The organism is Pseudomonas sp. GW822-FHT05A08 (assembly GCF_058800485.1).
Map to the genome: position 1 here is coordinate 1210496 of NZ_CM179511.1, position 11834 is coordinate 1222329.

Below are 11834 nucleotides of genomic sequence, written 5' to 3' on the forward strand. Positions count from 1 at the left end.
CGACCGACCTTTTATTGCGCGGCAGAGAAAACCTTTCAGGAGGCTTGGATGCACAACGACGGGAATGTAGTGCCTTTGCACAAGGTGGCTACGGATCAGGCGAACCCTTCGCCGCTCGCCCGCCTGCCTGTGATTCTGCTTCAGGTCCGTGACAAGGCCGCCCAGCAACTGCGCCATGGCCTGCAGGAACTGTTCGATAACGCCGACGACACCTTGTTCGAGATGGCCGACCGGGCCCAGAACAATGTCGACCAGAACACCTTTTTCGAAGCCATGCGCGACCTGCGCCTGAAACGCAAAAGCATCGAGCGCGGCTTCCTGGAAAAACTCTTCGAGGCCTTTGTCGGCCTGGTCCAGTACGACCCTGCGCCGGCGATCGCCCAGGCCGTCGCCTACGTCCCACCCGCTGACACCTGCCAGGATGACCTGGAGCGCACCGTGGCCCTCGAGGCGATGGTCGCCAAGGCCGGCAACCGTGACGGCTTTGCCCTTGGCCAGCTCACCGCGCGCCTGAACGCGCTGCTGGGCAAGCGCCTGGATGACCGCAGCAACCCCTTGGGCCCGGCCATGCTCTGCGAGTATTTCCTCGAGTCCGGGCGCAGCCTGGGGGTGGAGATCAAGGTCAAGCTGATCATTCTCAAGCTGTTCGAACGTTATGTGCTCAGCGAAGCCGACCAGCTGTACGCCGAAGCCAATCAGCTGTTGGCCGCCACGGGCGTGTTGCCGGAGCTCAAGCCCGCGCCGGCGCGCCGGTCTATCGATCAGGCGGCCGCGAGTATCCAGGCCACGCCGGAGCCCGGCGAGGCGCAAATGGACGAAAGCGTTCAGCAAGTGTTCGCCGCCTTGCAGGAGCTGCTGTCGCATGTCCGCGGCAGCGTGGTGCCGACCCTCGAGGCGAGCGCCGAAACCCAGCCCATTTCCACCCGTGACCTGCTGCGCCTGCTGTCTCACCTGCAGCACTACGTGCCGGCGGGCACCCAGGACGATTTCGACCTGCGCAACCACTTGGAACAGCTGTTGACCCGGGTCAGCGTAAAGAGTGGCAAGTCGCGGGTGGTTGGAGTGGCCGACGAGGACGTGATCAACCTGGTGGCCATGCTCTTCGAATTCATCCTGGCCGATCGCAACCTGCCGGAATCCTTGAAGACCCTGATCGGCCGCTTGCAGATCCCCATGCTCAAGGTCGCGGTGCTGGACAAGAGTTTCTTCAGCCGCAGCAGCCATCCGGCACGCCGCCTGCTCAATGAAATCGCCGCCGCGGCCATGGGCTGGGGCAGTTGCGACGATTATCAGCGCGACAGCCTGTACCTGCGTATCGAGCAGGTGGTGCAGCGGCTGTTGAGCGACTTCGTCGACGACCCGGCGATCTTTTCCGAGCTGCTCGCCGAGTTTCTCGCCTTCACCAGTGACGAGCGGCGCCGCAGCGAGCTGCTGGAACAGCGCACTCGTGACGCCGAAGAGGGCCGGGCCAAGGCCGAACTGGCGCGCCGTCGCGTCGAGCAGGCGTTGAACGAAGGGTTGCTGGGCAAGGTCCTGCCGCTGACGGTCGTCGAGTTCGTGCAACAGGCCTGGAGCAAGGTCTTGCTGTTGACCTGTCTCAAGCATGGCGAGCAGTCCAGCGAATGGCGCCAGGGGCTGCAGACCATGGAGCAACTGATCTGGAGCGTGCAGCGTCACACCGATCCGGATGCCGCCATGCAGCTGCTGGCGCTGGTGCCCGACCTGCTCAAGGCGCTGCGCGACGGCTTGAACAGCGCAGCGTTCGATCCGTTCGCCACCAGCGAGTTCTTCAGCCAGCTGGAAGCCTTGCACCTGCAGGCGTTCGAGCACTTTGCTCAGGACGCCGGGCAGCATCGGCCAGGTGTGGCGGACGAGCAGCCGGCGATGGTCGCGGTCGAGGAGCACATCATCCTGCCCTGCGCCGAAGAGGGCCCGCTGGAGGCCGCGCCCCTGGCGCTGGCGGCCAACGATCCCGGGTTGCTGCGGGTCGAACAGCTGCGGCTGGGGGCCTGGGTCGAATTCCTCGAGGACGAGGACAACAGCGTGCGCTGCAAGCTGGCGGCCATCGTGCAACCCGGCGACAAGTACATCTTCGTCAACCGCACCGGCATGAAGGTCCTGGAGCGCACCCGGGTCGGCCTGGCCCTGGAGTTTCAGCGCGGGGCCGTGCGTGAGCTGGACGACACCTTGCTGTTCGACCGGGCGCTGGAATCGGTGATCGGCAATTTGCAGCGACTCAATCGCGGCAAGTGATCGCAACCTGGGCGTGGAACGCGGCATACTGAGCCGTCACAGGCTTCGTTGAAGGAATCGGTATGCAGTTGGACCCCGCAAGCGGCTGGTGTCACGGCGTTCGCCATTGCCCGTCACCCAATTTCAACGCACGCCCCGCGGATGAAATTTCCCTGCTGGTGATCCACAACATCAGCCTGCCGCCGGCGCAGTTCGCGACGGGCAAAGTGCAGGAATTCTTCCAGAACCGTCTCGATGTCACAGAGCACCCCTATTTTGCCGGGATCGCCGACCTGCGCGTGTCCGCGCATTTTTTGATCGAACGTGACGGAACCGTGACTCAGTTTGTCTCCTGTCTGGACCGCGCCTGGCACGCTGGCGTGTCGTGGTTCGACGGGCGCGAAAGCTGCAATGATTTTTCCCTGGGGATCGAACTGGAAGGCACCGACGAGCTGCCATTCACCGATGCCCAGTACGACGCGCTGGTTGCCTTGACCCGGCAGTTGCGGCAGGCCTTCAAGGCCATTACCCCACAGCGGATTTGTGGGCACAGCGATATCGCTCCGGGGCGCAAGACCGATCCGGGGCCCGGATTCGACTGGGTACGCTATCGCGCGGCCCTGAACGAAGGGGAAGGACAATGAGTTTTCTGGTGTTGTTGCTGGCGGTCTGGATCGAGAAGTTCTCGGCCTTGCGCCAGCGCGTTCAGCATGACGAGCCGTGGCTGCGTCAATTGCTTGGGCAGGAGGCCAGTCCGCGTCTGGCCAAGCGTCCCTGGTGGGTGCTGGCGCTGCTGGTGCTGCTGCCGGCAGTGCTGCTGGGGTTGCTGTTGCTGGTACTGGAGCCGCTGGCCTACGGCCTGCTGGCGTTGCCGGTGCATCTGCTGGTGGTGATCTACAGCCTGGGGCGGGGCGACCTGCTGGGCGAACTCGGACCGTTTCGCGATGCCTGGCGCCGCGAGGACCTGCAAGCCGCGGCACATGTCGCCAAGCGCGACCTGGATATCTGCGCCGACAGTGGCGAGCAGTTGCTCGAGCGGGTTCAGGGGCACCTGTTGTGGCAGGCCTACCAGAGCTTTTTCGCGGTGATCTTCTGGTACTTCCTGCTGGGCCCGGTGGCCGCATTGAGCTATCGCCTGCTGGCGCTGGCCGCCGAGCACAGCAAGAACCCGGCGGTCGCCGAGCGCGCCGGGCAACTGCGGCATGCCTTCGACTGGTTGCCGGTACGCCTGCTGGCGGCCAGCTTCGCCCTGGTGGGCAACTTCGTCGCGGTCAGCCGCGTGATGCTCCACGAACTGCTGAACTGGAACATCAGCGCCGCGCAGCTGGTGGAAAAGGTCGGCCTGGTCGCCGCGGAAATCCCCGCGCCGATCACCGGGCCGGACGGCATTCTCAGCCTGGACCGGATCTGGGAACTGTTGCTGCGGGCCGCGGTGCTCTGGTACGCCGGTTTCGCCCTGTGGACCGTGCTGCCCTGACGACGAGCCGCGAGTGAGCGCTGGCGAGCCCCGGTCTCGCCAGCGCAACTGAAGCCTTCCATCCGTCCGCCGTCCCCGCGGTTAACCTTAAGTTACAAACCCTTTTGCCGATTTGAGCTATACAGAAGCAGCGCCAAATAGTGGCTATCTGCCGTCTTCGCGTACCTGCCAATAAAAATAAAAGCAAAAAGGGAGACTTCTTGTGAAGAGCTTGCTCTATCCCGCCATTGCCCTGATGAACCGCCTGAGCTTCGGCATGAAGTTCAGCCTGATCAGCGTGCTGTTTTTCCTGCCGATGCTGGTCACCAACTTTTATCTGGTGCGCGATTCCTACCGTGAATTCCAGGGCACCCAGGTCGAGCTGCAAAGCCTGGACCTGTTGGGCAGCAGCCTGACCCTGCGCCGCGACCTGGAAACCCTGAACAACATGGTGCAGATCAACGCGACCCTGGGGCAGTCCGGCAAGGCCGGGGATATCGAGAGCAAGATAGGCACCCTGGAAAAGTCCGTGCTTGAGCGCTTGCAGGGCTTGGCTGCGGTCACCGTGGACCCTGAGCAGATCGGCGTGTTCGACGGCAAGCGCGATGAAATGATCGCCGCCTTCAAGGCGCAACAGGCGGAAAGCTCGCTGCAAAGCAAAAGCGCGCTGATTGGCAAGCTCCTGGGCAGTGCGCAGATTTTCAGCCAGATCATCGCCAGCCAGTCGGGCCTGAGCCGCGACACCCAGAGCGATGTGCGGCAGTTGAGCGAACTGCTGACCAGCGTCACGCCCCAGGTGACCCAGGTCCTCGGCGAAGGGCGGGCGATGGGCGCGTATTCCCTGGGCCAAGGCTTTCTCAACTCATCCGCCAGCACCCGTTTCGACGAGTTGCTGGTGCAGATCGAAAAGCTCCAGGCCGAATACGGCCTGAAACTGCAGGATGCGCTGGGATCGAGCAAGGCCGCCCAGGGCGCGCTGGACGCCCTGGCCAGCGCCAGTAAAGGCAGCCTCAAGCAAGCCAGCGAGCTGTTCGAAGAGCAGGTGGTGATGGCCGATACCCTGGATGCGCCCTGGCAGGGCTTTTACGACCAGGTCAGCGGGTTGATGGCGCAGACCTACCAGCTCAACGAGGCGACCCTGAAGTTCCTCGGCGAGGAACTGCAACAGCGGCTGGGGCAGAACCGCACGCACATGGTGCTGCTGGTGGTGGCGCTGGCGGCGGTGTTCCTGCTGATCTTCTATCTCTACGGCGCGTTCTATGTCTCGACCCGCACCACCCTCAAGCGCCTGGGCGCGATGATGGACAAGGTGGCGGCCGGCGACATGACCGTCACCTTCGATGCCCAGAGCCGCGATGAACTGGGGGAACTGGGCACCGTGTTCAACGGCACCGTGGCGAAGATCCACGACCTGATCGAGCTAGTGGGCAAGACCGTCGGTGAAGTCGAGCACCAGGCCGGGCAGGTGGAAGCCGTGTCGGCCCAGAGCAACCAGGCGGTGGCGGGGCAGCGCAGCCAGATCGAGCAGGTGGCGACGGCGATGAACCAGATGTCCGCCACGTCCCAGGAAGTCGCGCGCAGCGCTGCGGCCGCGGTCAGCAGCGCCCACAGCGTCAACGACGAGACCGTCAGCGGGCGCGGCTTGGTGGAATCCCAGCAAGGCAGCATTGCCCAGTTGGCCAGCGAGATCGACCAGTCGGTGCTGGTGATCAACCAGCTGGCCAGCGACAGCCAGGCCATCAGCCGGGTGCTGGAGGTGATCAAGAGCATCGCCGAGCAGACCAACCTGCTGGCCCTCAACGCCGCCATCGAAGCGGCCCGTGCTGGCGAGCAGGGGCGCGGCTTCGCGGTGGTGGCCGACGAGGTGCGGACCCTGGCCAAGCGCACCCAGCAATCGACCGAGGAAATCGAGCAGATGATCGTCAAGCTCCACGGCGGCGTGGGGGCGGCGGTCAAGGCCATGGGCATCAGCCACCAGATGGCCAATGGCACGGTCGGACAGTCGGAAAAGGTCCAGCAGGCGCTGGAGAACATCCTCGGGGCGGTGGGCATGATCGTCGACCAGAACCAGCAGATCGCCGCGGCGGTGGAGCAGCAGACCGCGGTGGCCCACGACATCGATCAGAACATCGTCGAGATCAACCGCGCCGGCGAGCGCACCGCCGAAGGCGCGTACCAGACTGAAAACGCCAGCCGCCAGTTGTCCGCGCAGGTGGTGCAGTTGAAGCAGTTGATCAGCGCGTTCCGGGTCTGATTCAGGCGCTGTGGGGCCAGCCGAACAGCGCGCAAGCGTTGGCGGTACTGGCCGCCGCCAGTTGTTCGGGGCTGATGGCCATGATTTCGGCCAGGGCCGTGCAGATGTCGGGCAGGTGCTGCGGGCTGTTGCGCTGGCCGGGGTACATGGCCGGCGCCATGTCCGGCGAGTCGGTTTCCAGCACCACCGCGTCCAGCGGCAAGTCGGCGATGACCTTGCGCAGGCGCAGGGCCTGCGGCCAGGTCGCGGCGCCCCCCAGGCCCAGTTTGAACCCCAGCTTGAGGTACTCGCGGGCTTCCTCGCGGCTGCCGGCGAAGGCGTGGATGATGCCGGCGCGCTTGAGCTTGAAGCGCTTGAGGGTGGCAATCACCGCGGCATGGCTGCGCCGTACATGGAGCAGGGCCGGCAGCTGGAAGTCCGCGGCCAGTTGCAGTTGCGCTTCGAACAGCTGCTGCTGGCGCTGGCGATCCAGCTGTTCGAGAAAATAGTCCAGGCCGATCTCGCCCACCGCGCACAGCTGCGGGTGGCCCGCCAGGCGGGTCAGCCAGTCGCCCAGCTCAATCAGGTCGGCTGGGCTGTGCTCGTCGAGATAAACCGGGTGCAGGCCGAAGGCGGCGTGCAGGTTGGCATCGCTCTGCACCAGCTCCCAGAGCCGCTGCCAATTGCGCTGATAAACCCCCAGCACCACCATCCGCCGCACGCCGAGGGCGCGGCTGGCCGCCAGCAGCGCCTGACGATCCGCGTCGAAATCCGGAAAATCCAGATGGGTGTGGCTGTCGATCAGTTCCACGTTCAAGCCTCGTGAATGCGCTGCTTGAAGGTCCGGGCGATGGCGTTCACGCCGGGTTGGTAATGGGCTTCTTCAATGGCGGCCAGGGCCAGTTGCAGGGCCTTGTCGGCGATCAGCTGGTGCTGCTGGGCCATGGCATTGACCGGCAGCGGCAAAAAGTCCAGCAGTTGGGTATCGCCGAAGGTGCCCAGGCGCAGCGGCCGCGACTTGAGCGGAAAGTCATGCAGCGCGTCGAACACCCCTTGCAGCAACACATAGGAGGTGGTCACCAGGGCATCCGGCAGATGGCCCAGGCGCTCCAGCAGCGCCTCCATCAACTGGCGCCCGCAGTCGCGGCTGAAGGCTTCGCCCTGTTCGATCAGCACCTGGCCGTCGAAACCTTCCAGCGCCTGCTTGAAGCCGGCGGCGCGTTCGCGGCTGATGCCCAGCTCGGGGCGGGCGCCGATCAGGGCGATCTGCCGCGGCTGGGGCTGCAGCAGGCTGCGGGTCAATTGCAGGCTGGCTTGCTGGTCGTCGCTGATCACCGAGCAGAAAAACTCCGGCTCCATCACCCGGTCGATGGCGATGATCGGCAGGCCCTGGGCCTGCAACAGGCGATAGATGTCATCCTCCGGCGGCAGGCAGCTGGCGACGAACAGCGCATCGCAGCGGCGCGCGCGGAACAGTTGCAGCAACTGCCGCTCGCTGTCCGGGGCATCGTCGGAGCTGGCGATCAGCAACTGGTAACCACGGGCGCGGGCGCCTTGCTCGAGCAACTTGGCAATGCGCGCGTAACTGGGGTTTTCCAGGTCTGGCAGGATGAAACCCAGGGTCCGGGTCCGCCGACTGCGTAGCCCGGCGGCTTGAGGGTTGGGCGTGAAGCCATGCTCCTCGACCACCGCCCGGACCCGTTCGACGGTCGCGTTGCTGATGCGTTGCTGTTCGGCCTTGCCGTTGATGACGTAGCTGGCGGTGGTGACGGACACACCGGCCAGTCTGGCGATATCGCTGAGTTTCAACCCGGGTTTTCCTTGTTTTCTGGAGCTTGCCCCGACATTTTCGCCAATCCTAACCGATATGGGCAGGCGACCAATGTCGGAACGTGCAGCCGACAGGTAGGACTTCAAGGATGATTGATTATCGAGTAACGTGCCCGTCATTGTAGATTAAACGTTTCAGCACGCGTATTTTCTAGGAATATGAGCAAACGGAAACAGGGCCTCGCCAAGCCGACGGTCCCGTTTGTGGCATTAACGCCGCCTGACTGATTCACTCAAAACAATACCTAGCGCCCCAGCGCTAAATAGGAGAAAGCATGCTCGAGCTCACTATTGAGCAGATATCCATGGGCCAGTCGGCCGTGGATAAGTCCGCCGCACTGCACCTGCTCGCCGACAAACTGGTGGCCGACGGCCTGGTCGCCGAAGGTTACCTGGCTGGCCTGCAGGCCCGCGAAGCCCAGGGCTCGACCTTTCTCGGTCAAGGTATTGCCATTCCCCACGGCACCCCGGAAACCCGCGACCAGGTGTTCGCCACTGGCGTGCGCCTGCTGCAATTTCCCGAGGGCGTGGACTGGGGCGATGGCCAGATCGTCTATCTGGCGATCGGCATCGCCGCCAAATCCGACGAACACCTGCGCCTGCTGCAACTCTTGACCCGCGCCCTCGGCGAAACCGACCTGGGCCAGGCCCTGCGTCGCGCCAGCTCGCCCGAAGCCCTGCTGAAACTGCTGCAAGGCGCGCCACAGGAGCTGGCGCTGGATGCGCAGATGATCGGCCTGGGCGTGGCCGCCGAAGATTTCGAAGAACTGGTATGGCGCGGCGCCCGCCTGTTGCGCCAGGCCGATTGCGTCAGCAACGGTTTTGCCGCCGTGCTGCAACAGGTCGAGGCGCTGCCCCTGGGCGATGGCCTGTGGTGGCTGCACAGCGAGCAGACCGTCAAGCGCCCGGGCCTGGCCTTCGTCACCCCGGACAAACCGATTCGTTACCTCGGCCAACCCCTGGCCGGGCTGTTCTGCCTGGCCAGCCTGGGCGAGGCCCACCAGGCCCTGCTCGAGCGCCTGTGCGCGCTGCTGATCGAAGGCCGTGGCCATGAACTGGGCCGGGCCACCAGCAGCCGTGCGGTGCTGGAAGTGCTGGGTGGCGAACTGCCGGCCGACTGGCCGAGCGCGCGCATCGTGCTGGCCAACGCCCATGGCTTGCATGCGCGCCCGGCGAAGATCCTGGCGCAGTTGGCGAAAAGCTTCGAGGGCGAGATCCGCGTGCGCATCGTCGACACACCGGGCTCCGCCGTCTCGGTGAAGAGCCTGAGCAAGCTGCTGAGCCTCGGCGCCCGCCGTGGCCAGACCCTGGAGCTGATCGCCGAACCGAACATCGCCGCCGACGCCCTGCCAGCCTTGCTGGCGGCCATCGCCGAAGGGCTGGGGGAAGAAGTCGAGCCGGTGGCGCAAGCCAGTGCGCCCCAGGAAGTGCCGGAAGAAATCGAGGTGCCCATCAGCGCGCCGGCTTCCGGCAGCCTGGTCCAGGCCATCCCGGCGGCGCCCGGCATCGCCATCGGCCCGGCGCATATCCAGGTGATCCAGCCATTCGACTACCCGTTGCGCGGCGAATCCACCGCCAGCGAGCGCGAGCGCCTGCAACAGGCCCTGGCCGAGGTCCGTCATGACATCGACGGCCTGATCCAGCGCAGCAAGGCCAAGGCGATTCGCGAGATTTTCGTGACCCACCAGGAAATGCTCGACGACCCGGAACTGACCGACGAAGTCGACACCCGCCTCAAGCAGGGCGAAAGCGCCGCAGCGGCCTGGATGACGGTGATCGAAGCCGCCGCCCGGCAACAGGAAGCCTTGCACGATGCGCTGCTGGCCGAACGCGCCGCCGACCTGCGGGACATCGGCCGCCGGGTGCTGGCCCAGCTGTGCGGAGTGCAGACCCCGGTCGAGCCGGATGAACCCTACATCCTGGTGATGGATGAGGTCGGCCCGTCGGACGTGGCGCGCCTCGATCCGGCGCGGGTGGCCGGCATTCTTACCGCCCGTGGCGGCGCCACCGCCCACAGCGCGATCGTTGCCCGCGCCCTGGGGATTCCGGCGCTGGTCGGCGCCGGGGCTGGCGTGCTGCTGCTCAAGCCGGGCACGCCGCTGCTGCTCGATGGCCAGCGCGGTCGCCTGCATGTGGATGCCGATGCCGGCACCCTGCAACGGGCCACCGAAGAGCGCGATACCCGCGAGCAACGGCTCAAGGCCGCCGCCGAACAGCGCCATCAACTGGCGCACACCACTGATGGCCATCACGTCGAGGTCTTCGCCAATATCGGTGAAAGCGCGGGCGTGACCAGCGCCGTGGACAACGGCGCCGAAGGCATTGGCCTGCTGCGCACCGAGCTGATTTTCATGGCCCACCCGCAAGCGCCGGACGAAGCCACCCAGGAAGCCGAATACCGCCGCGTGCTCGATGGCCTGGCCGGGCGGCCGCTGGTGGTGCGCACCCTGGATGTCGGCGGCGACAAACCGCTGCCGTACTGGCCGATCGCCAAGGAAGAAAACCCCTTCCTCGGCGTGCGCGGCATCCGCCTGACCCTGCAACGTCCGCAGATCATGGAAGCCCAGCTGCGCGCGCTGCTGCGCTCGGCGGACAACCGCCCGCTGCGGATCATGTTCCCCATGGTCGGCAGCGTCGACGAATGGCGCGCCGCCCGCGACATGACCGAGCGCCTGCGCCAGGAAATCCCGGTGGCCGACCTGCAACTGGGGATCATGATCGAAGTGCCGTCCGCCGCCTTGCTGGCGCCGGTGCTGGCCAAGGAAGTGGACTTCTTCAGCGTCGGCACCAACGACCTGACCCAATACACCCTGGCCATCGACCGTGGCCACCCGACCCTGTCGGCCCAGGCCGACGGCCTGCACCCGGCGGTGCTGCAACTGATCGATATCACCGTGCGCGCGGCCCATGCCCACGGCAAGTGGGTCGGCGTGTGCGGCGAGCTGGCGGCCGATCCGCTGGCGGTGCCGGTGCTGGTCGGCCTGGGTGTGGACGAACTGAGCGTCTCCGGACGCAGCATCGCCGAGGTCAAGGCACGCATTCGCGAACTCAGCCTGACCCAGGCGCAAACCCTTGCTGAACAGGCCCTGGCCGTCGGCAGCGCGAACGATGTGCGCGCCCTTGTGGAGGCCATGTAATGGCAAAGATTCTTACCCTGACCCTGAACCCGGCGCTGGACCTCACCGTCCAGCTGACGCGCCTGGAACCGGGGCAGGTCAACCGCAGCGAAGCCATGCACACTCACGCCGCAGGCAAGGGCGTGAACGTGGCCCAGGTGCTGGCCGACCTTGGCCATCAGCTGACCGTCAGCGGCTTTCTTGGTGCAGACAATCCCCAGGCCTTCGAGGCGTTGTTCGCCCGGCGCGGTTTTGTCGACGCCTTTATTCGCGTGCCGGGGGAAACCCGCAGCAACATCAAGCTGGCCGAACAGGATGGGCGCATCACCGACCTCAACGGCCCCGGCCCGGAGGTCGACGTGGCGGCGCAACAGGCGCTGCTCGAACGCCTGGAACAGATCGCCCCGGGGCATGACGCGGTGGTGGTGGCCGGCAGCCTGCCGCGCGGCGTCAGCCCGCAATGGCTGCACGCCTTGCTGACCCGTCTCAAGGCACTGGGGCTGAAAGTGGCGCTGGACACCAGCGGCGAAGCCCTGCGCGCCGGCCTGGCCGCCGGGCCCTGGCTGGTCAAGCCGAACACCGAGGAACTGGCCGAGGCCCTGGGCAGCCCGCTGCTGTCGCTGGCGACCCAGGCCGCAGCCGCCAGGCGCCTGCACGCCCAGGGCGTCGAGCATGTAGTGATTTCCCATGGCGCCGAAGGCGTGAACTGGTTCAGCGCCGCGCCGGCCTTGCAGGCGCTGCCGCCCAAGGTCAGCGTGGCCAGCACCGTCGGCGCCGGCGACTCGTTGCTGGCCGGCATGCTCCACGGCCTGCTCAGCGCCCATGGTTTCGAACAGACCCTGCGCACCGCCACGGCCATCGCCGCCATGGCCGTGACCCAGATCGGTTTCGGCATCACCGATGCCGCGCAGTTGGCACAGCTTGAACAGGGGGTGCGCGTTCATCCCCTCATAGAACAATAAGAGGG

The 11834-nt window shown here is 65.7% G+C and carries 8 protein-coding genes; 6 read left to right on the forward strand and 2 right to left on the reverse strand.

Features of this window, described 5'->3' with window-relative positions:
* The first annotated feature begins 48 nt into the window (after positions 1–48).
* The 4 genes from AC3RCP_RS05415 to AC3RCP_RS05430 all read left to right on the forward strand — a co-directional run bounded on the left by AC3RCP_RS05415 (position 49) and on the right by AC3RCP_RS05430 (position 5942).
* Complete coding sequence (locus AC3RCP_RS05415) at positions 49–2253, forward strand: DUF1631 domain-containing protein (RefSeq protein ID WP_492569208.1); 2205 nt, start codon at positions 49–51, stop codon at positions 2251–2253.
* 62 nt (positions 2254–2315) lie between these two features.
* Positions 2316–2876, forward strand: coding sequence for a 1,6-anhydro-N-acetylmuramyl-L-alanine amidase AmpD (gene ampD / locus AC3RCP_RS05420; RefSeq protein WP_101336819.1), 561 nt, complete (start codon positions 2316–2318; stop codon positions 2874–2876).
* Positions 2873–3709, forward strand: coding sequence for a regulatory signaling modulator protein AmpE (gene ampE, locus AC3RCP_RS05425; protein WP_007922276.1), 837 nt, complete (start codon positions 2873–2875; stop codon positions 3707–3709). Before ampD ends, ampE begins: the two co-directional genes overlap by 4 nt.
* 1528 nt (positions 3710–5237) lie before the next feature.
* Positions 5238–5942 (forward strand): methyl-accepting chemotaxis protein, encoded by a 705-nt coding sequence (locus AC3RCP_RS05430; protein ID WP_371860896.1) that lies wholly within the window; start codon positions 5238–5240, stop codon positions 5940–5942.
* 1 nt (position 5943) lies between these two features.
* On the opposite strand, the gene AC3RCP_RS05435 is transcribed toward AC3RCP_RS05430, so the two are convergent.
* Together AC3RCP_RS05435 and cra are read right to left on the reverse strand one after the other, a co-directional pair.
* Complete coding sequence (locus tag AC3RCP_RS05435) at positions 5944–6732, reverse strand: TatD family hydrolase (RefSeq protein ID WP_492569210.1); 789 nt, start codon at positions 6730–6732, stop codon at positions 5944–5946.
* 2 nt (positions 6733–6734) lie between these two features.
* Entirely contained in the window at positions 6735–7730 is a 996-nt protein-coding gene (gene cra / locus AC3RCP_RS05440; RefSeq protein ID WP_492569212.1) for a catabolite repressor/activator, read from the reverse strand.
* Between the two features lie 296 nt (positions 7731–8026).
* Here cra and ptsP point away from each other — a divergent pair, with 296 nt between their 5' ends.
* Both ptsP and pfkB read left to right on the forward strand, forming a co-directional pair.
* A complete protein-coding gene (gene ptsP / locus AC3RCP_RS05445) occupies positions 8027–10888 on the forward strand; it encodes a phosphoenolpyruvate--protein phosphotransferase (RefSeq protein WP_101336822.1) in 2862 nt (953 codons plus the stop codon).
* Positions 10888–11829 carry a 1-phosphofructokinase gene (gene pfkB, locus AC3RCP_RS05450; RefSeq protein WP_492569214.1) on the forward strand — a complete coding sequence of 314 codons (942 nt, stop codon included), beginning with the start codon at positions 10888–10890 and terminating at the stop codon, positions 11827–11829. The genes ptsP and pfkB overlap by 1 nt, the downstream gene beginning before the upstream one ends.
* Positions 11830–11834: the final 5 nt, after the last annotated feature.

Bases quoted from the DNA above. Each gene is read 5' to 3' on its own strand.
- ampD (WP_101336819.1), top strand. From the start codon at position 2,316: ATGCAGTTGGACCCCGCAAGCGGCTGGTGTCACGGCGTTCGCCATTGC.
- pfkB (WP_492569214.1), top strand. From the start codon at position 10,888: ATGGCAAAGATTCTTACCCTGACCCTGAACCCGGCGCTGGACCTCACC.
- AC3RCP_RS05415 (WP_492569208.1), top strand. From the start codon at position 49: ATGCACAACGACGGGAATGTAGTGCCTTTGCACAAGGTGGCTACGGAT.
- ampE (WP_007922276.1), top strand. From the start codon at position 2,873: ATGAGTTTTCTGGTGTTGTTGCTGGCGGTCTGGATCGAGAAGTTCTCG.
- AC3RCP_RS05430 (WP_371860896.1), top strand. From the start codon at position 5,238: ATGTCCGCCACGTCCCAGGAAGTCGCGCGCAGCGCTGCGGCCGCGGTC.
- ptsP (WP_101336822.1), top strand. From the start codon at position 8,027: ATGCTCGAGCTCACTATTGAGCAGATATCCATGGGCCAGTCGGCCGTG.